A 22,220-nucleotide genomic window follows, 5' to 3' on the forward strand; every position below is an offset into this window, starting at 1 on the left:
CCCTACTTGACCGCGCCGGCGGCGATGCCGGCGATGAAATGACGCTGCAGGAGCACGAAGACGATGAGCATCGGCACGGTCAGCATCACCGCGCCCGCCATGATGCCGCCCCACGATACTTTGGTCAGGCCGATCAGCGTGCCGAGCGCCACGGGTGCTGTCATCGAACCCGGCTGGCTGTTGATGAGCAGCGGCCACAGATAATTGTTCCAGGAGGCGAGGAACAGGATGATGCAGAGCGCGGCCAGCATCGGTCGGGCCAACGGCAAGGCGATGAAGACGAAGATGCGCCACTCCTTGACGCCCTCGACGCGGGCGGCATCGAACAGGTCATCGGGCATCATGGAAAAGCTCTGGCGCATGAACAGCACGCCAAGCGAATTGAACAGCGGCGGCACGATCAGCGCTATCCATGTGTTGGCGAGCTTGAAGTCGCGCGCCACCATGATGAATTGCGGGATCAGCACCACCGCATAGGGCAGCGTGATGGTGCCCAGGATGATGGCGACGACCACGCTTTTGCCGAAGAACTGGTAGCGGGCCAGCGCCCAGCCGGCCATCGAGGTCAAAAGCACCGACAGGACGGTGTAGGTCACCGCCACGCAAACGGAGATGATGATGGCGCCGACGAAGTCGGTGTCGCGCTGCAGGTTGTTGAAATTGTCGATGAAATTGCCGTGCGGCAACAGTTCGATGCCCGGACTGAAGATGCCGTTGTCGGGCATGGTCGAGAACACCACCATCATCCACAGCGGAAACAGCCAGATCAGCGCCAAGGGCGTGAGGAAGAGGTGCAGCGCGATGCTTCGTTTCAGCCTTGCCGATGAGAGCGAGCTCATTTCGGTTCCCTCGTCAGCCACAGCTGCACCAGCGTGATGGCGATCGCGAGACCCGCCATGGTGTAGGCCACGGCCGAGGCATAGCCGAAGTTGAGCGAGCGGAAACCCTGGCGGTAAAGCAGCAGGCCGAGCGTCTCGGTGCCGCCGCCCGGCCCGCCACGCTCGGTGATCAGGAACGGCTCGGTGAACAATTGCATGGTGCCGATGATCGACAGCACGGCGCAGAAGACGATGACCGGCTTCAACAGCGGCAGGGTGATGTGGAAGAATTGCTTGAGCTTGCTCACCCGGTCGAGCGTCGCCGCCTCGTAGACATCGTCGGGAATGGATTGCATGCCGGCCAGCAGGATAATGGCGTTGTAGCCGGCCCAGCGCCAGGTGACCGCGATCATTATCAGCGCCATGGCCGGCGTGACATTGGAGAACCAGTCGACCTTGGGCAGACCGATGCTGTTCAGGAGCTTGTTGACGATGCCGAAATCGAGGCTGAACATCAGCCGGAACACCGCCGAATAGGCGACCTCGCCGACCACGACCGGGGCGAAGAAGGCGAAGCGGTAGAGGCCGCGCGCCTTGAGCAGCGGCGAATTCAGCAGCACCGCCATCACCATGGCCAAGGCGATCATCACCGGAACCTGGATGACGAGGATGAGCAGCGTGTTCTTCAGCGCGTTGAAGAAGGCAGGATCGCCGATCAGCCGGCCCCAGTTGAAGCCGGGTGCGAAGCGCCACGGCACGGTGCGCGTCGCCTGGAACGAGATCAGGAACGAGGAGATGATCGGCCACACCCAGAAGATGGCGAAGATCAGGAGATAGGGTGTGAGGAAGCGATAGGCCGTGGCATTGCGGTTGCGCATCTTTTCTCCTCCTCCTTTCTGCTTTTCTGGTTTGTGCAGGCGGCAATTGCCGAAGTAGGCGCCGCCCCTCATCCGCCTGCCCGTCCTCCGCAGCAGCTGCGGAGAGTGGACCGGCACCTTCTCCCCGTATAGCGACGGGGAGAAGGAAGCTGTCAGCACCTCAGGATTTGACAGGCAGCCCAGTCGCCGAGGCGATCTGGCTGGCGGCATCGTCGAGTGCCGCCTTGGCGTCGGGATAGCCGCCGGCCAGATATTTGGTCTGCACGGCGCGCACGATGATCTCGGCATCGCTCTGGAACTGCGTGCCGCGGCTCGGAACGACCTTGGGCAAGGTGCCCAGAATATCCTTCCACACCGCCTGGCCACCCCAGTAGGGCAGGCCCTGGCTGACATAGGGGTCGTTCAGGGCCGAGACCAGCGAGGGGACGAGACCGAACTCCTTCAGCATGGTGATCTGGCCTTCATTGGTGCCGAGCGTGTATTTCAAATACTCGTAGGCAGCTTCCTTGTTCTTCGACGCCGAGGTGATGGCGAGCGAGGAGCCGCCGAGATTGGCGGCGCGCGGGCCGTCCGCGGTCAGGCTCGGCATCAGGTAGACGCCCCACTTGCCGTTTTCGCCGGCCGACTCGGTGCGGATGGTGCCCTCATACCAGCCGCCATAGACCTGGGTGGCAACGGTTCCGGCGGTGTTGTTGGTGATCTTGGTGCTCCAGTCGGCCGACGAAACGATGCCGGCGTCCTTCATCTCCTTGACCTTGGTCATGGCGTCGACGCATTTGGGCTGGTTGACCGTGATCGACTGGCCATCCTCGGCAAAATAAGCGCAGCCCTGTTCGTTGGAGATCATGCGGAAGAATTCACTGTCGCCGTTGAAATCGGCGTTGGTCATCGAGACCCCCGGATTGGCGGCCTGGATCTTCTTGCCGGCGGCGATGAAATCGTCCCAGGTCTTGATAGATGCCGGATCGACGCCGGCCTTCTCATAGAAGTCGCGGCGATAGAAGGCGGCGACCGGGCCGGAATCCCACGGCATCGCATAGGCCTTGTCGCCGACTTCGAGTTCGGTGCGCTTGAAATCGGGGAATTTCTTCTGGTCCTCAGCCGTGTAGCCCAGCGTGTGCAGGTCGACGAAACAGTCGGGGAACTGGCTCCAGTAATTCTCGGCCTCGCCATTCTCGATGGTGACGATATCGGGCAGGCCGACGCCGCCGGCCGCGCATCCGGCGATCGACTTGTCATAGGTCGGCTGGTTGCCGAGATCCTGGACCGTGACCTTGATGTCGGGATGCAGCTTGTTGAAGCCGGCAACCGTTGCTTTCAGGGATGAAGCGGCGATATTCCAGCTCCAGATCGTGATTTCGCCGGATTGTGCGAAAGCCGGGGCGGAGCCCAGGGCAAGCGCTAGCGCGGCGCAGGACAGTGTGATGCGCATTGAAATCCTCCCATTTCATTTGCTCTCTCTGCGAGCGTGGCTAGACTAGGCACCGGCAAAGGCCTGTCCCTGACAGAGGGAATATGAAATTGGCGGAAAGTAAGATGTCTGACAGGCCGTTTTACCAGCCCGGCGCCAGCAGCGTGGAAGGCCTGCCGCTGCTGTTACAGATGTTCCACACCAATCCGCTGGTGATGCTCAAGCCGCACTGGCACGCCCAGGTCGAGGTGAATTTCATCGTCCGCGGCACCGTCCACTACCGCATGAACGAGCACCAAATAGCGCTTTCGGCCGGCGAGATGTGCCTGTTCTGGGGCGGCCTGCCGCACCAGATGGACGATTTGAGCGACGACGCCGTCTATGCCGGCGCGCATCTGCCACTGGTGCACTTCTTTCGCCTGCATTTGCCGGCGGACGTACGCCACCGGCTGATGACGGGTGCGACGCTGGTAACCAGCGCCACCGATCAATCCGACAACGACAATTTTGCCCGCTGGAACCGCTATGCCCGCTCTGGCGATCCGGCCAAGGCCGAGCACGCCGTCAACGAACTCCTGCTCAGGCTGGAGCGGGTGCGGTTCGAGCCCTACCGGCTGGTGCCGGGAAACGCCGCCGGGCAGGAAGGGGGCACTCCCTTCGACCAGCAGTCGTCGCGCAATGTCGGGCGTATGTGCGATTTCATCGCCGAGAATTTCCTCTACGACATCGATTGCATGAACATAGCGGCGGCCGCCGACATCCACCCGAAATACGCCATGAGCCTGTTCAAGAAATCGACCGGCATGACGCTCAACGAATATGTCAACCTGTTGCGGCTGAGCTACGCGCAGGCGCTGTTGATGCATCAGGACGCCAATGTGCTGCGCGTCGCCATGGATTCAGGCTTCGGCTCGCTCAGCGCCTTCAACAAATCCTTCCGCAAGCTGGCCGGCATGACGCCGTCCGACTTCCGCAAGGGACTGGCAAGCGCCAGATAGGCGTGCGCACGGCATGGAAACAGGCCCATCGGACGGCATTTCTTTTCCCAAAGGAAATCCACATCTGGGCGCTGGACAGGCCGAATTCCCGTGCTATAACCCACGCGCTTTCAAGGGGCGCCACGGCGTCGCCATGAAATCCGGAACACGAGTTTTCGTTAGCCGGAGCAGGCCCAGATAGCTCAGTTGGTAGAGCAGCGGACTGAAAATCCGCGTGTCGGTGGTTCGAATCCGCCTCTGGGCACCACTTGCCTTTCCCACGGCTTCCCACCACTTCTCACACTGTCCTACTAATCCATAGAAATCAATTAGTTGTCTGGTCTGGCCCGCTCATGGCGACCCGCCGTGTACCGTTGCAACGCATCAGTTTGTGGGTAACGATCCGGGTATTACCCATGCCCAGGAGGTCCGTTACCCATGTCGCTCTCCGATTTCGCCTGTAAGAACGCCAAGCCTAAAGACAAGCCGTATCGCCTTGCTGATGGTGATGGGCTCTATCTCGTCGTCCAAAGAAGCGGCTCGAAGCTCTGGCAGCTGCGTTATCGCTATCTGCAAAAGGAAAACATCCTCTCTTTTGGCAAGTACCCGCTTGTTTCGCTTCTCGACGCGAGAGTGAGGCGGGACAATGCCAAGAGATTGCTGATCGCCGGCATCAACCCTTCCGCCAAGCGCAAGGAGGAGAAGGTTGCGGCCCTCACAGAAGCGCGCACCACCTTCGGGCTGATCGCCGAGGAATACATCACACGGATGAAGGAACGGGACGCCGCGGCAGCCACGGTGACCAAGACCGAGTGGCTCCTCGAAGACTTGGCCAGCCCGCTCGCCAACCGTCCCATCCGAGAGATCACTCCCGCCGAGATTCTCCAGATCCTTCAGAAAATCGAGAAGAGCGGCCGACGGGAATCGGCTAGGCGTTTACGTGGCGTCATCGGCAGTGTCTTCCGGTTGGCGATTGTCACCCTGCGAGCCGAGACCGATCCCACCCTGGCACTCCAGGGCGCACTTCAGGCGCCGAAAGCCAACGGCCGTGCCGCGATTACCGATGAAAAGAAATTTGGCCAGCTCCTCGTGACGATCGATGAGTACGACGGCTGGCCAACCCTCAAAGCCGCCGTCCAGTTCCTTGCCCTTACCTGCGTCCGTCCCGGAGAGGTGCGGGGCGCGACGCGCGGCGAGTTTGACCGAGATAAGGCTGTGTGGCGCATCCCGGCCGAACGCATGAAGATGCGTGCTCCGCACGATGTGCCGCTATCCAAACAGGCGCTTCGGGTCTTGGAAGAGATCTGGCCGCTTTCCGAGCACGGCGGCCTGGTCTTCCCTTCGATTCGTTCGACCAGGCGTCCGCTTTCCGAGAACTCCATGAATTCTGCGCTGCGGCGTATGGGCTACGGCAAGGACGAAGTGACCGCCCATGGTTTTCGGGTCACGGCCAGCACCATCCTCAATGCCCGCAACTACGATCCAGACGTAATTGAGGCGGTGCTGGCGCATCAGGATAAGAACGCAATCCGGCGGACCTACAACCGCGCCACCTATTGGGAGCAGCGGGTGACTCTGATGCAGGAGTGGGGAGATTTGCTGGATAGACTAAAGATGGCCCGTTAGTTTTGTCCGCATTCCACGGCAGAGCCGCTCTTTCCAAGTTGGCGTAGTCCGTCGCCAGAGGCAAAGGTACTTAAGCTGCTTACTGGCCGGCCACCTTGCGTTTAGGTGCAGGCTCTAAGCAGGGTGATCGCATTCGTCGGACCTCACGCGTTCGAATCCCGCTCTCTCCGCCATATCATCAAAAAAATCAACAACTTACAGTGAATTTCAGAACTTACCCGCCAAAGAGCCCATCATGTAGGATGCTATTGATTTAGGCAGCATGCGACGGCATGAGCCATCCGGCCGGGGCGCCATTCCCATCATAAGACGATATCTTGGACCCGGCTGCGCTATTGACGCGGCCAGCGTTGTTGCCGGAACAGCCGGTGTCTGCCGCAGAGCACAGGCGCGTCACAGGTTTCCTTCCGAGGCTGATTGACTGAGTAGTTTATAGCAAGCTAATGCTACTGAGTACGATCCACGTGTGAAGTCACCGTCTCAGACGCCCATGGACTGAAAAATACAATCGGTCCGAAACGAAATCGGGGGCATAGACATGATTGATCACCTGTTTGCAGCCGCCATAGGCTGGGCTGTACCACTAGCCCTTGCGTGGCTTTTCGCGCAAATTCCTGCTGTCAGGCAAAGGCTCAATGAGCGGCCTCAGTTGAAGCTCGGCCTTTTAACTGCTGTCTTTTCAGCGTTAGTCACTGTAACGGCAATTTACGTCTATGACGCTATATACTTCAGCGGCAGTCTACCTAAAAATGGAACCCCTGCAGCAACAAATGGCGGATATGGTCCAGTCACCACAACTTGCCCGGATGGCTACTATGCCGTTGGCCTGACGTCTTGGGGAAACAGCGCCGGTTCGTATTGCATTGGCTGCTTGGTCAAGACCCAACTCGTATGTAAGAAGCTTCAGTCGCGATAAAGGACCCAGTGGCTAGTTGTGGTAGGGACGCCGGATTTCGGCGCTGACCTCCCACACTGCCGTCAGCGCTGGGGCTCCGAAACTTTTGCGGCGACCTGTATCAGCACGGCAGACGATAACGCGTAATCTTCGCCGGCCCCGACCCGGCACCTTTCCCGACGATCTGAACGCCGAGCGATGCACGGCAAAAGGAGTCTGCTATGGCGGAAGACTATAATATATCAAGAATTGGCGTGGATGGACGCCCCTGCCGCAGCGGTCACAGACTGGTCTATTCGATCGTCGCGGCAACCGGTGCTTCCCGGTCCACGCTGGCCAAGTTGGCGAAGCGTTAGGGCGGCCTTGCGCTGCACACGCCAGGCGCGCATTGATCAGTTAAACGTAGCGCCTCAATGCCATTCCATCCAACTGGCGATCCGGCGCAGATTCTCCAGGTAGAGATCAAGATAGGATGCGCTCCCGTGAGCAAAACCCGCTTGTAGCAGAGCCGTCCGCCTTTCTGTCGATTTCAGATCGTGCTCAATCGGTCTGAGTCCTTCACTCCGCCAGCCGAGCCGGCCCGTGGACATGCGCACCTTGTTGTCATGCCGCGAAAGCTGTTCTTTCAGACTCTCTTCACTGTTTTCTTCAAGATGTGCCAGACCGCCCAAAGCTTCGAACCAATCGAAGAGAAGCTGATCATCCGCCGCGACCCCAATGAACGACGGCCCCCAGTCTTTGAACACATCGTATAGATGATCGCTGAGTGGCGTTCTCCTTTTGGTAGTGTTGTTAGGGGTGGTGGTAATGAACCCGGCTATGTTGTTCCATATATCATCGCCCGAGCCCTTCCATCCCCATAGGAATAGGTAATTTGCGACCCGCTTGGGTTCGCGGTCTTCCCTCGCGATTTGGAGGGAGAAGAGATCGTGCAACGGCTTCCAGCGTTCAGATCGAACGAGTCCGAGCCCATACGCTGTCATCATCAAAACGGCAGGATATGTCCGCAGGCCCAGCCAAGCTGTGAGGCCGCTTCCTTCCTTATTTGCCCTAACTACCATGGCCCGGATGGTTTCGGCGACGATGACGAGTTCGGAGCCGTCGCCCCATCGACCGAGGACCCCAAAGCTCTTTGCTAGAGATTCTGTTGCCGCCTCGTAACGCGCAACTCGCTGACGAAATTCTTCGCCAGACCAACCTCCTTGCGGTGACAGTTCTGGCACGTCGAGGCTGTCAAACAGTTTGTTAACCTCCTGCGTCAGCAATTCGTCGAGGCGGATGCGAAATTCCGGTTTGGCCACATATCGCTTTACCGATCCAATCAGCAGATCGATCGTGAGTGGATTTTGTTTCTGCGTTGCTCCTAATGTCGTGACCCGCTCGCTCAGCGTGGTGAAGAAGCCATCTGCATCGGGTATCGAGATCGAAACAGCTCTACGCTGATCGATTATCGCTTCGGCTCCCGCTCCCATCTTACCTCGTGCGGTCCAGAATGTCGGATAGCGCCTGTTTGGCGCCCTCAACATTGCAGCGCGCAGAGCATGGTCCCATTCGCCTGACCACCCACACACAACCAAGCCGTGCTCATCGAAGATGCGATCCAGCAGGGCATTATAGGACTCTGGATAGGTACTCAGTTCTTCGTCGGTGTTTAGGATACGTGCGTCCTTGTAGTCGCCGTGCAGTTTCAGCACGTAGCAACTGCTGTGCGTTATCGGCTCGGCTCCCAACAACGTGTCCGGTGACGAAACGACGGTTGGCTCGACACCAGCTTCGCGCAGTGCGTTTTCCAACAGTCGGTCGAAATTGGTTGTGACGATGACGCGAACGTAGCCGTCGCGCACGAGTTTCGCGACAGCATGGTGCGCAGCAGTGGGCAACTTCTTGCCTTCTGCCCGGTCTTCTTCATCGGGCTCGATATAGGAATGCAGGATCGACCTACGTTCGGCCGGGAATATGGCTAATTCTGCTAGCAGCGCCGAATAGTCGGGCTCGCCACCAGTTTCCTTCCGATACCACTCAGCCCAATCCGCCTGATTCTCGATACCCTTCGCAAGCGCGATACGTCGGACCAGATCAAGTGTGATTTCCCAGCCGGTCGGAACCCCGGCAGTGCGGGAAAGGCCAGATCCGAGAAGCAAGGCATAAACGCCTTTGTTTTCGAACATTGAGAATGCAAGTTGCGTGAGAGGATCGCCTGCGAGAATACTCATCTGACTTATTGTACCTCATTGCTTATGCGTCCAGAGAAATAGCTGATTCTGCCCCTCTGCGCAGGTGTAATGAGGGGCTTTAATGATGCTACTTTCCAGCCTTCCGCCTTGCTCCCGGCATTGTCCGTTTGGCTTTAGAACTTCTTGTTCGCTTGGGAACAAACCATCGGTTTCCAATTTGATCGAACGAGACTTCGAAGCCTTCAACTCTGTACGGTGCGCAGTTGATCACATTCGCATCGTCTGGATTGAAAAGGGCTATATTATAACCTTTTTCGCCAAACTGACTCTTGTAGACAATACCGTCATAGCCCGCATTCTTGAAGACTTCAGCTAGTATCTGCGTTGGCACGTAATCGGCAGTATCGTCAGACAAGGTGACCGGTTGCGAGAAACCGTTGTCTATGTCGATCCATACTGCAGCTTCCTTCTGCTCAAGGGTTAGCGGCGTGCCTTCCAAGAAATGCCCTAGCGGAATTGAACCAAAAGCCGAACGACCATGCCCACGTGAAAGGTCCACCACTTTCAATCTTCGCTTGAGCTTAAGTTGCGCAACTGAGATGTCTGCGCCGACCCAGGGCCGAACTTCGGAGATCACTGTCTGCAAGGTGCTGCCGAGATATAGAACCGAAACCCCCGACGCGTTCGCCCGGCCCTCCGTTGCTCGATTTGGTCTCGGCTTCATCCGCGCAGCAGAGTAACCAGATGGTTCGTCGGGGTCGTGTTTCCGGAATCTCACATATTCGATACCCCGCTGGGCTCTAAAGAAAACGGTACCCCTTCTCAGGAAAACATCTCGGTCTTTCAGCGTTGCAAGCACGGTTGCGATGAATGCTTTGACGTGTTCGTCCCAAACGTATCGCTGTTGAAAGCGAACGCGCTTCGCAAAGTCCCAATAGCTGCGGTAGGAGGCAAATTCTGGCTTCTCAGGGTTATCAGTATCCATTTCACCAGCTCACGCGCCAACAGAAAAGCTTAGGAACGCTTTCCTGTACGAATCATTGTTCGCCATCTTTTGCGAGTATGTCTCGCTTAACCCAATCGGATTGAAGCTCAGCAATATCGTCCCGCAGGCGATTGAAGGCAGCCGCGATATTTTGAAGGTCTTCGACCCTTAGATGCTTCGTCGTACCCGAGAACGACTCGCCTTTCCAGAATCCACCGGAGGCATGATGATCGAACTGCCTCTTGTGGTAATAAGGAAAAAAGTAAGCGTGGAACTGGTCTTGATCTCCCTCTCGCGTAACGACCACGGACCCGTGCGCGATCTCTGCTCGCTTTCGGCTTTTTGCGTGGGACCTGTTGTTGAGTGTATCCCATCGGAGTTTGAAGTCTTCATTCCGAGAGCCACGCAGCGCATAGGAAATCATCGCATTGCATAGCTTCAATCTCGCGTCGAAAGAGACCACCATCCAATAACCGGCTGCGAAGGTTGCATCCCGATGCCCGCCCGCCTCGAGAGCGAATTGGGTCAAATGCAGGATTTGGTCCTCAACCTGATTCCAAGCTGAGAGGCAGCGGCCCACATTGAGATAAAGCGCATCACGAGTTTCATCATCGAACATGAGCGAACCTGAAAAAGATCGGGTGCGCTTGGTCAAAACGCCCCACACCCAGCACGGTAAAGGGGGCACGGCACCGAATCCAGTACCGCGCGGCTCATCTATGCCGCGATTGGCCTCGCCTGCGCGCCGCGAACCAGAACATTTCCAACGCGATGAACTTCAACGGCGTGAAGGATGCCGACACGTTCCGCGCTTCGAAGAACCAGATGCGGCATTGGCGGCTGACGCTGGACGGCGCGCTATGCTTCGGAACGGGTGAGCCGTGTTTCCGTGCTCACTCTTGTGCTCACTGAATCGCCGTAAACTGCCGTAAAGCGACGTAAATCGCCGTCAGCGGCGTGACTTTTTCACGCCGCTGATTTGGATTCAATGTATTGATTTAATTGACGAATTTGGTGATAGCGGGAGACCGCTACATCGCGAGACCCACTATCGAAGAAGCACTCTTCTGCTATCGGCGGCGCTCTTTCGAAGACGCAAACGTTGAAGGGCGTGTGAGATAAGGCAGCAGGCGCCCCAGCAGTGGCCGGTAGGTCGTTTTAGGCGAAAAACCGGAGCGCCCGAGGTGGGACGCTCCAGAAGTTTGCCGCCACTAAGCGTTTGGCTTGCGCTTGGCAGGAGCTTTCTTGGCTGGGGAAGGCTGTGGTTTGCGTCCGAGCCCCGCCGCCTTCGCGAGTGTTGATCTTTGAGCCGCATAATTCGGAGCGACCATCGGGTAATCCGGTTTCAATCCCCATTTCTCGCGATAGTCGTGCGGAGTGAGCCCGTAGTGTACAGCGAGATGCCGTTTCAGCGATTTGAACTTCTTCCCGTCTTCCAGGCAGATGATGTAGTCCGGCGTAACCGACCTTTTGGGATTTGTGGCCGGCTCCTGCTTCGTTAGCTCGGTCACCTTGCGCTGGCCAAGGTTTGTCAAGGACGAATGAATCGACGCGATGAGATCCGGCAACCCAGCAACGGGTAGTGGATTTTGGCTGACATAGGCAGAGACAATGTCTGCAGTCAGCCCGACGAGATCGGCAGTTTGGGCTTCGTTTTGATCGCTCAAGTATTCGCTCCTCGAGTGGGGATAAAGCTCGCTTCACGCATCTGTCCTATACCGCAATTTTGAGCGATGCCGAGATAAATCCCAAGAGCGGAAGCTGTGAGAGGGCTCTCGCAGAGGCCAAGCTCCTCGGAGTTCAATTAATTCGCCTGAGATCGCGTACCGGTGAAGGAGGTCGAGATGCATGCGTCTTCTATCGGACAGGTTTCATAGAAGGCATCCGCCAGATTTCAGCAAGGGCGGGCCACTGGTCTGTTGAGACGACCGATCATGCGCTGCACCAACGTACTACGGTGATACCTGCCGCCGCGTCGCCTTGGCGTCGCGCTAGCGTCTCCGTCCCCTATAGCCACTCGATCTTCAGGATCGGGTGCAACTCGATGCCGTTCAGCGGCGAGGTGCCGGTGGCGCCATGGATGCGGTCGAAGAATCCGACGCCAGTAATGCGCGCCGCGGTCGGCTTTACTTGCGCCTCAAAGGTCGGCATCTCCAGGGCTTCGTCCAGCGGCGTGCGGAACGAGACCGGCAGCCTCTCCAATGCCATCGGCTGCAGCAGGAATTGATCGTCGCTGACGGCGTCGCGGGGTACCAGCGTGTCGTTGAGCTGCACGAAGTCGTGCGGTGACAGCGGCGCGATCAACTTGTCGTCAACCGCCTGCCTGACGTCCTTAATATTTTGCAGCCACGGCGCGGCTGCGTCGATAAACGGCGGACGCGGCGTCGGCACTTCACCAACCATCATCTTGCTGCTCGCACCTTGCAAGACTAGGTGATAGTCGCCGTCCTTCTCGAGCTTGACGCCAATCACGACGCATTCGATGCGCCACACGGTGAACTCCACCGGCCCGCGCCGGCGTTCTTGGTAGTTCGGAAAGAGGCTGGTCGGCGGACGCATATCCGCCGGACGGCCGATCAGGTTGAGCTCCTCGATCGTCGTCTCGACGATGCCGGTGGCGAGCTTCTTGCCGCCGATCACATTCTTGCCGACAAGTGCCACGTCGCGATCGGTGCCGGTCTTGATCGACCAGCGCTCCACACCAGGCTTGGTGACCATCTTCAGTCCGACAACCATGTCCTGATCGGCCGGCATCGCCTGTTGCCCCTCGGCGGCGCAAGCCGTCTTGATCGCGATCGCGACCGCCGTCGACACCGTGGCGAGTGTGTTGACATCGCCGAACGGCGCTTTGAGGTCGTCGATCCCTGAAGGTGGTATAGCCGGCGCCGGCGGGGGCGGAGACGGTACCGGTGGGATGCCCAGGCCGCCCACGCCGTTGCGTGCGCGTCCGAATGTTACGAAGCGCGGGGTGACATCGCGGTTCGAGCCATTGCCCGTGCCCTTCATCGTGTAGCCGGTGGCCGCAAATAGCTTACCGCCAGGATGCACGGGACGCACCGCCAGATAGTCACCCCATTCCCCCTTACCGGTCGAGGGATCGCCGATCGGGCTGCGCTCGCCATTGGCAACGATCAAGTGTTTTTCGGAACCGGTCAGGATCCCCACGACGTGGCTCGGGAACTGTTGAGGACCGCCGATCATGTAGGAGATGCCGATCTCGCCGTCCGCGTTGGTCGACAGCGCGCCGTAGCTGGTGGCGGCATTGGGATCAAACACGTTGACGTTGTCGATCAGCGCAAAGCCGGGAAGGCCGATCCTGGCGATCTGGATGAAGGGACGCGCCCTTCGGTTGGATCTGGCATCGACACTCCAAGCAAACCAAAGCTCGTTGCCAGAACGCGTGGCGCCGGTGATGCGGGGGTCGGCACGATCCAGCCATCGGCGGTCGTCGGGCGTCCGCGAGATGTAGCCGTTGCCACCCAGCCAGCGCGCCACCGCAACCTGCGTCTTGGTGGGAGCCGCCGCATTCTCCGGCCAGGCAAAGACCGCGAGCGTGCTTGTGTCCTGGTGGGCTGCGAAATAGCCGACGTTGCCGGTGTTCTGCGCGACGCGGAAGCTCTGCAGCTCCATCGAAACGAAATGGGTTTCTGTCGGGCTGCCGACACGGATGCTAGCCAAGCTAATGCGCACGACCGCCGAGCCGACGTCGTTGGCCCTGAAGATGTTCGTTGTCATGTAGAGATAGTTCTGGCCGATGGCGAGGTCGGGAAAGTCAAGGAAGGCGCCGGGCACGCCGAGCATGCTGGTGGTTATGTCGAATACCTTCCAGCGGCCTTTGGCGACATCGGCGGATTTGGCAAAGGCCAGCCGCTGGATATTATCGCCTGACTCAGGACCATACTGCAGCAGCCACACGAACATATCTAGCTCAGGCACGTACTGGACGACCTGGTCGCAGCAGAACCGGATGTTCGGGCTTGGCAGCGGGAATGCACTTTCCGGATCCATGTATTGGAAAGTCGCGCCGCCGTCGGTAGAAACCGCTGCGTACCAGTTGCCGGTGTAGAGCACGATGTCGCCGTTGACCGCGCAGCTTGGCTCGCCGACGTTGGATGCGGTGCTGTTGGTCGCCGGGCCAGTCAGCTCTGTGTTGTGCGACAGCGCTATCTCGTCGCCTGCGGCGCGCGCCGCCATGAACGCAGGCGCCAGTCGGATCTCCTTGGATACGCTGTGAATATCGCGCTCGACGCCTTCCGCGATCAGCGGCAGCAAATGCCGCGGGTGAATCCGCTTCGGCCGCTCTATCGCGGGCGGGGTATCAAGCAGTGCAACGGCCCGAACCGGCGATCGAGCGGCCGCAGACGTACGCCTGCCTCTGCCTGAGCCTTTGCGGCTGCTGCTTGACTTGGCCATCTCGTCCCTCCATTCGGCGGCTCTTAATCTCGCGGGCGCGTTCGGTAAGCTGCTGTGCTTCTGCTGGTCCTATTCGATCAGGCTTTCACTTCTTTTCTGGAACCGGCGGCAGCGGTCGGCGCTGGTGGATGGACCGCTCTTCGCTCGGCGGGGGAGGCATCGGCTGCAGTTGCACTTGATGCTCGCCCTGTTGGCGCAACGGCTGAGGCTTGCTCTTCCCCGGCTTGCCGTCGTCACGCGCCTTGCCGGGATCGCCTTTTGAATCCTTCAAATCCTTGTCGGGCATGCCGGACCTCCTATCGCTGGAGTGGCCAATGGCGCCCCGGGGCGGCTGGATCGCCGCGTCTATTCGAAAGGCGCCTCAGCCGGACTTTGCGCGCTTCCATGCCACCAGCACAAGGCCTGCGATCACGATAGGGACCATGATCAGCGCCGCTTCGATGGAGCCAGAACCCCCGTCCGGAGATACGCCGAATATTCGCTCGATGAAGTCCATGGCCTGATCCCTCTTTAGATGTGCCAGTATTGATCCGTTTGAACTTCAGTTCAAGCTAAATTTCGATCGATGGATACTTGCGCCAAATAGGCGATGGTGAGAATACAGTCTGCAGTCGCCTCACTTGGCATCAAAATCTAGCTCACAGCCTCAGATGCCCCCGGTAGACGTCGTTCCTAGCAATCGAGTGGGTAACGCGAATAAACCGCATGATATTACGTGAGCGGCCTACTGAAGACCGTATCAGGGGCACGCAAGAATTGTTCGAGGTGGCCAGTCGAGTGGGGAGATTGGACTGCCTGCGGGATTTGTCGGCAAACGGTTATTTCCCGGATTACGAGTCTTGCCAAGATGCTGTGAGTATGAATGCTCACTGACGTCACTTTGCCCGAGCGAGGTCGACTTGGGGACCGGCGATGGCCGTTCGTCGGAGCCGTGATGACTTGTGGCAGAGATTTGCGACGGGTGGGCGGGGCCGTAGATGGCTGAGGCCGATCCACCTCCATCGTGGGTTCCGGCCAATTGCCTTACTAGTGCACTGCGTGCGCCGCAGGCAATGCCCGGGCCACGTACCTCGAAGCTGATCGAAACAGTGAGGGCCGCTGCACTCGACGCTTCCGGCAATGTCATCTTCCGCGGCTGCCGCTAGCGTTGTGGCTCGATTAAACTCACGCTATATGTCGACCCCGCCTACAGCGGGGGTCAGCATACTCGGGCGTGCCTGGTCACCGCGATCGACCAGGTGCAATCGGCGCAGAAGGCCTAAAGGCAGAAATGGAAGCCAAGCGGCTCGATGATCGGGTCGCGAAGCTGACAGGATCATGTGCAAGTGTTGGCTGCGTCCAATTGACCTCGCGAGGCGATTGCTGCCTCAACTCGACTAGCTACATTGGAGGGCAACACGTAGCGTTTCCTTCCTCTCCTCCCGGCCGTGCGGAGGCGACTGCGAACGCCGCAAATAACACGAGAACGACGATAAGGAATCTGGTCTTCATGTTCTCCTCCGAGTTAGACCGCACAATCCGCTGATGTCAGCCACTTCGTCAGATCGGCCCTTTGTTCACGCGACAGCATGCTCGTCAATACGCCCGACTCATAGCCGAACTCTTGCGCCGTAATAGCTGACGCCGAAAAATCTCCACCCTCAAATCTATTCTCGAGTATTTTTTTTATCTGATCATCATCGCAGTATGCATCCTTGAGATATACGTTAAGATCAGGAGTATATTTTCTACTCTTCTTAAGGTAAAATGCAAACTGCAGGAGAGCATATTTGGACTTAAAGTAGCTTGCGTGGAACTGATATCCGTTTGGAATTTCTAATCTGTCAGATTTGTCTTGAATTGCTAAAAGATTCATATGATTGAACATGTACGGATCGGTAATTTGTTTGCAATTTATAAGTCTGTTTGAATAGGATAGTCCATCCTCAATTTTTCCCAATGGTATATCGAATGCGGCAATTGAAGCTATCGCAGACGCTCGATGTGGTTCACAGTCGTTTGATCCGGGGTACAAGGCTTCCATGTCCTTGTAAAGGGCTCTTCCTTCGACTAACTTGCCGGTAACAAAGTAACTTGTCCCTAGTTCGTGACGTACAACATCGTCTCGCGGGTTGTTCTGAAGATAAGGGGTGGCGAGAGTAATTGCCTGTTTGTAGTCATGTCGAAGTAGCAATGATTGGATGGTGTTACCCATTATCATTGGTCCGACGACGTTACTAAGAAGCCAGGCAGATACTCCTACTATAAGAGCAACCAGAGATAATAGAAATGCGTACGTGAAAATTAGTTTTAAAATGGAAATAAGTCCAGATTGACCAATGGCATCAATCTTAGCCCTATTGATCAGAAGGGTGACGGCGCCGAAAAACAATGAAAGCCCAAAACCTGCCAAAGATAGAGGGTTCGCAATCTTTGCCGCAGCCTCAATCGTTGAAGAAAGCCAAGAATAGTCGGTCACTGATTCGTCTCCGCCCTAGCCTGGTTGGCCTATCGCGCAAATTGGATTGCTGCAAAACGCTTTACCGGCGACCCAATAAGCCTTGATCGTACACGAAAAGACAGAAGCGGTCGATATTGTATCTGAAGGATCGAACAAGCTCGCGTTCGAAGAAGAGGGTGCGCATGATGCTATTGATATCAGGCGTGCTGAAGAGAAAGCCGTCAACGGCTGATGATGGCCGATTGAATTTGCCCGAGATTGAGCTGGTTTAGGATATCCTTGAGCCGCTGATTATCGGACGGTGAAGCTTTCTCCCCCTTTTTGGGCGGTTTTCCTGGCGCAAAGCCAAAGGTTATCTTGTCCGTGTTGATGCGTTGGAGCATCGCCAAAGACCCTGGGCCTTCGAAATGGGTGAGCTTCCAGCTCGGACCGGCCGCGTTGACGTTCTTGGTGATGACGAAGTTCACAAAGCCTCCAAACTCACCAGCAGCTCCTTTAAGCTCAGATGGTTGGCGATTGGATGACGCCAGTGCGAGAGCGACTGACTGCTTTATGCCCAGGTCACCAGCAAGCGTTCCCACGTCATTCGGGCAATCCTCCATCGTGTTCTTGCCAGTGGTAACCTTAACCTTTTCGGCCTCTTGCCACAGTTTGTATTGGTTGTGGAGATCGAAGTATAGGTTTTCCGTAAAATGCTGTGTCCGCGAGTTGCCGACTTTAAACCCCGCGTGGAAAGCGAATGTCGGATCGATCGGAAAATTCATTTGTGGGTTCAATTCGCCACTATCGTTGACATCCAGTTCCAGCTGGACACCGACCGCATAGTTGCTGTCGAGAAGGTCTTCCTGGGAATCTGCGCCGTCTTTCACGAGATCGGTGAGCTCGCAGCCGAGGCGCTTGATGACGTCGGTGATTTTTGGGTAGCCGTAGTCCGTTCCTACATCGAATTTGGGGGTAGCACAGCCGTAAAGAACAAACGGAACCGCTAGAAATGCGCTCGCAGCCTTTCTCATGTTGACCTCCCGGCTCACGTACAAGCGTCGTGTATGCAGGTCTCGTTTGTGCCGACTTTGGCGTAGTAAGACGCATCGACATGCGTCTTCAGATACTCGTCCAGTTTTTCGCAATCCGAAGCGGGCATTGCGCAGCAAACCGTCTTCGTGCCCGGCTCCCGATGGATGGTACAGGCGTGTTTCCCGGTACCGGCAAGCTCATGGAGAGCAGCGGTGACATTGGCGATATTCTCACCGAGAGTGGCAGGACGCGCTTCTTTGGCAAATTTGCTGATGAGTGCCTTTGCCTTACGCCGACTGAGAACTGGAGCCATTGTACCGTCCTCCTTGGTTATCGAGGTCAAGACCCCTCTGGTCTGTTGCGGCTCCAATGTTCGGCTGATTCTTCGTCGCTTTGCTTAGGCGGCAAGAAGAATGCACAGCTTTATTTTTATAGTGCGGCTGATATCTTCTTCCGCCACTTCTTCCAGCTGCGGCTCTTGCTGCGGCCGACCACATGGGAGGTCTCGTCGCCGAATTCCTGCGCCATCCTGTTCACCTGAAAAGGTTCCTTGATCCGCCAAAGCCGCCATTGGTTTTTTCGACAGCATTTAAGAAAGAGGGCTCGAAGCGGACATCAATTACGCGCCGTTTGGATGTCCGGTTTGAGGTCGGAGACCTGCAGGTTTCTGTAATCCAGGCCCGAAACCTGACGGGCCGGTCACGGCCCAAAACCGTCGTGAAGGTTCTATAATTCGGCGTCGACTTCGGTTCTGGAAGCTTCCGAACTTTCTGGGTGGCGCGTCTGCCCGAGCTGCGAGCGCTCTGGCCTGCTGCCGGTTTTTCGGACACCAGGTTAAGCTAGCATAGCTTGCTCCTCGAACTCGACGGGGCTCAGATAGCCCAGTGTCGAGTGCCTACGCCGCGGGTTGTAGAAGCGCTCGATATAATCGAACACATCCGCCCTGGCGTCCTCTCTCGTCCTGTAGACCTTGCGTGTGAATCGGCGTGCAAAATTGGACGCCGATCTGGAGTGCGCCCCTGCGGGTGGACAGATTGGGTTTCAGGGATTTACCAGTGCTGTCGGGTTTTCGGAGAGAGAACCATGGCAAGACACCGCAGCTACAGCATCACCTTTAAGCGTCAGGTTGTTCAGGAATATCTGTCGGGCGATACGTTTCACAGCTTGGCGCAACGGCACGATATCACCCGCACTCTGATCCGGATCTGGGTTGGCAAGTATGAAGCAGGCGGCTTGGATGAAGATGTGGCCTCAGCAGCTCTGATCACGGAATACGAGGCGCGGATCGCCGCGCTTGAGCGGCTTGTCGGCAAGCAGGCTCTGGAACTGGAGTTTCTAAAGGGGGCCCTGAAAAGTGCTCCGCGGCCGAAAAGCGGGATTACATCCGTCGTCACCGGCCCCGTGGCCTCAGTGTCGCCGAAGGATGCCGGCTGATGGGCATGGCGCGTTCCAGCTTCTATGACCGTCCCGAACGGCCAGCCGACGACACCGCCATCGTCGAGGCGATGGTTTTGGTCCGCGGCGAGTTCGAGTTCTACGGCTATCGCCGCGTGGGCGCGGCGCTGCGCCAGCAAGGCATGGTCGTGAACCATAAGAAGATCCGCCGCCTGATGGCCGAGCATGATTTGCAGCCCGTGATGAGGCGCCGATACGTCGCCACCACCGACAGCGATCATGACAGCCCGATCTTCCCCAACCTGGCCAAGGACGTCGTGCCGACGGGGCCGAACCAGCTTTGGGTGGCCGACATCACCTATGTCGCGCTGCCGGCTCGCTTCGTTTATGTCGCCATCGTCCTCGACGCATGGTCACGCATGATCGTCGGCTACGCCATTGGCCGATCGATCGACGCCCGCCTGACGATGGCTGCCTTGGGCGCTGCAGTCGAGCGCAGAACGCCGCCGCCAGGCTGCATTCATCACTCCGATCGAGGTTCCCAGTATGCCGCCGAGGCCTACCGGCAGCTTCTCGCCAGCCATCGTCTGGCAGGCTCGATGAGCCGCAAAGGCAACCCTTATGACAACGCCAAGGCGGAGAGCCTCAGGAAGACGCTAAAGGTCGAGGCGATCTACCCGATGGCGCTCGAAACATTCGAGGACGTTGCAGCGCAGCTTCCCCACTTCATCGACGAGGTCTACAACAAACGCAGGCTCCATTCGGCGCTGGGATATCTCAGCCCGCAGCAGTTCGAGGATCAACACATCCGGCACACCGGCAAATCAGCGGCCTGAAATCTGTCCACCCGCAAGGGCGCACTCCAATCGGGGGTCAGTTTTGGAAGCCGTTGACACCCCATCTCTTCCGCGAACCGCTTTCGCTTCATCTGTCCGTCCTTCTTGGAGGTCGGACTCTAACTCCAGGTGGAGGAAAAACTCAGTGGCAGGTCAGCAGCGGCGGCGACTGCGCCCAGACCGGACTTGGGGTGGATGATCCCATATGTCGCCCTTCTGGTCATAGCAATCATCGGAATTGCGTTTCTAGGCTCGATATGGGTGCTACTGGTGACCAAAGACACCCCAGAAAACCAAGCGTGGCTGAAGGCCGCGTCTGACATGGTCAAGATGTTTGGCGGGTTTTTTATCGGAATCGCGACGACGCTATTAGCGCCGCACTGAAGCCGCCGAAACTACATAGATAAGTCGCCGTTATTCTTAAATCGTAAAGCGAAGATACTGGTAAGGAAGCTAAATGCAGCGACCGCGATCGCTATCAGGCGACCACGAGCTTCTGTGGTACTCTCCCACTTGGTAGGGTTGGCACGGGCGCTGTTCCGCCACAGCAAGTCCGCCGTGCCCGTGAAATGAATGCGGCCGTTGTTGTCATATGCGCCATCCAGGTTTCCGACAGCGACGTAGTCATCGGTATCGAGGACTTTGTCTGCTTCTTGGTTCACCTTGACGCTATGGACACCGTGGCCAACGGCAATCATTTCGGCGTGCGTGGGTGGTAGTTGACCCAATGCCTCTGTCTTGAGTCCCTTGAGAGTGATCCACCCGCTCTCAGCATTGACCTCTAAGCTCTGTGTGGGCGTTAGGTAGTGAGCACTACCAGGCACCGCACTGGCTTTCACCAAAATGCCAAGTAAGCCACCAATGGAATCCATATCCACGGAGGATCGAGACACGGCGGCCCCTGCACTTAGCTGCCTACAGACCAACGGCTCGGACCCCTTGAGCGACCCAGCCTTTGTTTTTAGCTGGAGTAGCGTTTCTTTCCCGTCCACAACAAGATGCAACGTCTTGGCTTTATTTGTGACCACGTCATTGTCGATAGAGAATGCCGTCGTCGCTGCATAATAGCTGAGTCCGGGATCGGAAGTCCTAATCTCGAGTGCCGCTTTGCCGGCAACAAATTGCTGAAAATCAACGGCGTCCTTTTCCTGCCCTCTCGCCGTGGAAAAAAGAGACACACGTTGGTGAGTAAAACTTAGTTCGTCATCCACTTCGCCAGACCGATCAACAGACAGGCGGTCGACGCCCCCGTCAACCCAAAGATCGACCGCTCGCACATTGGAGAGCACGTAGCCTGTTCTCTGACTGACGGCCTTCGCTTTAGCTAGGTCCCAGCATCCCCCGAAGAGCACTAGCTCGACGTCAAATTTGGCGGGAGTGCCTAGCGCTTTCCACTGTAACTTCGTTGGCCCTTGCGGACTTTCCCATTCCACCTCTGCGCCCTGTGAAACGTTGGGCGCGAATGAAAATGGCTGCCGTGTAGCCTTCGTGCCATCGAACTGGGCCACAGGGCGAGGGTCAGTCGGATCCGCAATTATTGTTCCGCCGGATGGGTAGTCCAGCGCCAATTCTAAGCGGACTGGCAACGGCCGATAAAAGAAGTCGAAGATATAGAACGCGGCCGTAGATGTGAGAATACCCACGATGATTGCCACGCCGCCCGAAAGCCAGATGCCGAGGAAACGGGACCGATCTGAGAACGATCTGCAGACGTATTCGCACGCGGCCAATATAATTGCTACGAAGAAGGCCAGCGCGATGCCTCCTATAAAATCCGCTACGATGTTCTGGAAAAACTCATCAAAATTTCTCGGTCCCAAAATGGTAAGTATAGATACATCAACTATAGCAGTCACAAGGAAAGTTGAGAGCGCTAACATATGGACAATACTTCTAAATGAACGAGTATAGAACGAAATTAGGTAAATTGCAGCGGCCTCAAGCCAAAATTGGGCATTGATAGCTTGCGCCAGCCAAGTGCTCAAATTTGGCCACTTGATTAAATCAGTCTGATATGACGACTCGTAAATTGACGGATTGTCGCTGTTGACTAGTGCGAAAAGGGAAATTTGGATGTCTGGCCCGATGGAAAGAAGGAAGGCTATCGCTGCGATCAGCGCAAAACTCATCCAAGCGAAACCGCCGGCCAGATAGCGGCGGGAGAGGTTTTCCCAAGCAACAGATATCCATTTCGGGAAGTGCAAATCTTTGTCCGCGATTCGAGTGGCTTAGCGTCAAGCAGTCGAAAATCGCGTGATCAGTGTCAATGGCGCACCCGTGCCATTCCACCGTTAATTGTATGGGGCTGAACTACCAAGCCACAATGCCGACCGCATCCAGCTCCTCGGCGATCGCTTT

21 protein-coding genes, 1 tRNA gene and 1 pseudogene are annotated in these 22,220 nt (G+C 57.2%); 7 read left to right on the forward strand and 16 right to left on the reverse strand.

What is annotated here, in order from left to right; all coding sequences use genetic code 11:
* Positions 1 to 2: 2 nt before the first annotated feature.
* From FJ970_RS30415 to FJ970_RS30425, 3 genes are all read right to left on the reverse strand, one after another.
* Positions 3 to 839, reverse strand: coding sequence for a carbohydrate ABC transporter permease (locus tag FJ970_RS30415; RefSeq protein WP_140758904.1), 837 nt, complete (start codon positions 837 to 839; stop codon positions 3 to 5).
* The gene (locus FJ970_RS30420) at positions 836 to 1,696 is read right to left on the reverse strand and encodes a carbohydrate ABC transporter permease (protein WP_140758903.1); all 861 of its coding nucleotides are present in this window, start codon (positions 1,694 to 1,696) and stop codon (positions 836 to 838) included. The genes FJ970_RS30415 and FJ970_RS30420 overlap by 4 nt, the downstream gene beginning before the upstream one ends.
* Before the next feature lie 160 nt (positions 1,697 to 1,856).
* Positions 1,857 to 3,128, reverse strand: a complete 1,272-nt coding sequence (locus FJ970_RS30425; protein WP_140758902.1) for an ABC transporter substrate-binding protein — start codon at positions 3,126 to 3,128, stop codon at positions 1,857 to 1,859.
* Between the two features lie 83 nt (positions 3,129 to 3,211).
* Between FJ970_RS30425 and FJ970_RS30430 the strand changes: the two genes are divergently transcribed.
* From FJ970_RS30430 to FJ970_RS30445, 4 genes are all read left to right on the forward strand, one after another.
* Complete coding sequence (locus FJ970_RS30430; RefSeq protein WP_181178605.1) at positions 3,212 to 4,105, forward strand: helix-turn-helix domain-containing protein; 894 nt, start codon at positions 3,212 to 3,214, stop codon at positions 4,103 to 4,105.
* A 171-nt stretch (positions 4,106 to 4,276) separates the two neighbouring features.
* A tRNA-Phe gene (locus FJ970_RS30435) sits at positions 4,277 to 4,352 on the forward strand.
* A gap of 170 nt (positions 4,353 to 4,522) precedes the next feature.
* Entirely contained in the window at positions 4,523 to 5,710 is a 1,188-nt protein-coding gene (locus FJ970_RS30440; RefSeq protein WP_140758900.1) for a tyrosine-type recombinase/integrase, read from the forward strand.
* A 538-nt stretch (positions 5,711 to 6,248) separates the two neighbouring features.
* Positions 6,249 to 6,626, forward strand: coding sequence for a hypothetical protein (locus tag FJ970_RS30445; protein WP_140758899.1), 378 nt, complete (start codon positions 6,249 to 6,251; stop codon positions 6,624 to 6,626).
* A 389-nt stretch (positions 6,627 to 7,015) separates the two neighbouring features.
* Here FJ970_RS30445 and FJ970_RS30450 read toward each other — a convergent pair whose 3' ends face one another.
* The 12 genes and pseudogenes from FJ970_RS30450 to FJ970_RS30500 form a co-directional block, all read right to left on the reverse strand.
* Positions 7,016 to 8,818 (reverse strand): SIR2 family protein, encoded by a 1,803-nt coding sequence (locus FJ970_RS30450; RefSeq protein WP_140758898.1) that lies wholly within the window; start codon positions 8,816 to 8,818, stop codon positions 7,016 to 7,018.
* Between the two features lie 88 nt (positions 8,819 to 8,906).
* Positions 8,907 to 9,764 carry an RES family NAD+ phosphorylase gene (locus FJ970_RS30455; protein ID WP_140758897.1) on the reverse strand — a complete coding sequence of 286 codons (858 nt, stop codon included), beginning with the start codon at positions 9,762 to 9,764 and terminating at the stop codon, positions 8,907 to 8,909.
* A gap of 52 nt (positions 9,765 to 9,816) precedes the next feature.
* Positions 9,817 to 10,419: a hypothetical protein gene (locus tag FJ970_RS30460; protein ID WP_140758896.1), complete on the reverse strand. Its 603-nt coding sequence runs from the start codon at positions 10,417 to 10,419 to the stop codon at positions 9,817 to 9,819.
* Between the two features lie 556 nt (positions 10,420 to 10,975).
* Positions 10,976 to 11,431: a MucR family transcriptional regulator gene (locus FJ970_RS30465; protein WP_140758895.1), complete on the reverse strand. Its 456-nt coding sequence runs from the start codon at positions 11,429 to 11,431 to the stop codon at positions 10,976 to 10,978.
* A gap of 340 nt (positions 11,432 to 11,771) precedes the next feature.
* Positions 11,772 to 14,036, reverse strand: a complete 2,265-nt coding sequence (locus FJ970_RS30470) for a hypothetical protein (RefSeq protein ID WP_227791976.1) — start codon at positions 14,034 to 14,036, stop codon at positions 11,772 to 11,774.
* Between the two features lie 226 nt (positions 14,037 to 14,262).
* Positions 14,263 to 14,463 carry a hypothetical protein gene (locus FJ970_RS30475; protein ID WP_140758893.1) on the reverse strand — a complete coding sequence of 67 codons (201 nt, stop codon included), beginning with the start codon at positions 14,461 to 14,463 and terminating at the stop codon, positions 14,263 to 14,265.
* A gap of 75 nt (positions 14,464 to 14,538) precedes the next feature.
* Positions 14,539 to 14,673: a hypothetical protein gene (locus FJ970_RS33745; RefSeq protein ID WP_265336210.1), complete on the reverse strand. Its 135-nt coding sequence runs from the start codon at positions 14,671 to 14,673 to the stop codon at positions 14,539 to 14,541.
* Between the two features lie 1,008 nt (positions 14,674 to 15,681).
* Positions 15,682 to 16,635, reverse strand: a complete 954-nt coding sequence (locus tag FJ970_RS30480; RefSeq protein ID WP_140758892.1) for a tetratricopeptide repeat protein — start codon at positions 16,633 to 16,635, stop codon at positions 15,682 to 15,684.
* A gap of 203 nt (positions 16,636 to 16,838) precedes the next feature.
* The gene (locus FJ970_RS30485; RefSeq protein WP_140758891.1) at positions 16,839 to 17,630 is read right to left on the reverse strand and encodes a hypothetical protein; all 792 of its coding nucleotides are present in this window, start codon (positions 17,628 to 17,630) and stop codon (positions 16,839 to 16,841) included.
* A gap of 14 nt (positions 17,631 to 17,644) precedes the next feature.
* The gene (locus FJ970_RS30490; protein ID WP_140758890.1) at positions 17,645 to 17,944 is read right to left on the reverse strand and encodes a hypothetical protein; all 300 of its coding nucleotides are present in this window, start codon (positions 17,942 to 17,944) and stop codon (positions 17,645 to 17,647) included.
* An 84-nt stretch (positions 17,945 to 18,028) separates the two neighbouring features.
* Positions 18,029 to 18,220, reverse strand: coding sequence for a hypothetical protein (locus FJ970_RS30495; protein WP_227791978.1), 192 nt, complete (start codon positions 18,218 to 18,220; stop codon positions 18,029 to 18,031).
* A 245-nt stretch (positions 18,221 to 18,465) separates the two neighbouring features.
* Positions 18,466 to 18,615: pseudogene (locus tag FJ970_RS30500) on the reverse strand (IS3 family transposase); the annotation flags it as partial.
* Between the two features lie 99 nt (positions 18,616 to 18,714).
* Here FJ970_RS30500 and FJ970_RS30505 point away from each other — a divergent pair.
* From FJ970_RS30505 to FJ970_RS30515, 3 genes are all read left to right on the forward strand, one after another.
* Positions 18,715 to 19,065: a transposase gene (locus FJ970_RS30505; RefSeq protein ID WP_140758889.1), complete on the forward strand. Its 351-nt coding sequence runs from the start codon at positions 18,715 to 18,717 to the stop codon at positions 19,063 to 19,065.
* On the forward strand, positions 19,014 to 19,862 hold the full coding sequence (locus FJ970_RS30510) for an IS3 family transposase (RefSeq protein WP_140758888.1): 849 nt from the start codon (positions 19,014 to 19,016) through the stop codon (positions 19,860 to 19,862). Before FJ970_RS30505 ends, FJ970_RS30510 begins: the two co-directional genes overlap by 52 nt.
* 195 nt (positions 19,863 to 20,057) lie before the next feature.
* Positions 20,058 to 20,246 (forward strand): hypothetical protein, encoded by a 189-nt coding sequence (locus FJ970_RS30515; RefSeq protein ID WP_227791979.1) that lies wholly within the window; start codon positions 20,058 to 20,060, stop codon positions 20,244 to 20,246.
* Between the two features lie 11 nt (positions 20,247 to 20,257).
* On the opposite strand, the gene FJ970_RS30520 is transcribed toward FJ970_RS30515, so the two are convergent.
* Positions 20,258 to 22,066: a hypothetical protein gene (locus FJ970_RS30520; RefSeq protein ID WP_140758887.1), complete on the reverse strand. Its 1,809-nt coding sequence runs from the start codon at positions 22,064 to 22,066 to the stop codon at positions 20,258 to 20,260.
* Between the last annotated feature and the right edge of the window lie 154 nt (positions 22,067 to 22,220).

Origin of the sequence: Mesorhizobium sp. B2-1-8, from assembly GCF_006442545.2 — a bacterium.
Lineage (GTDB): Bacteria > Pseudomonadota > Alphaproteobacteria > Rhizobiales > Rhizobiaceae > Mesorhizobium.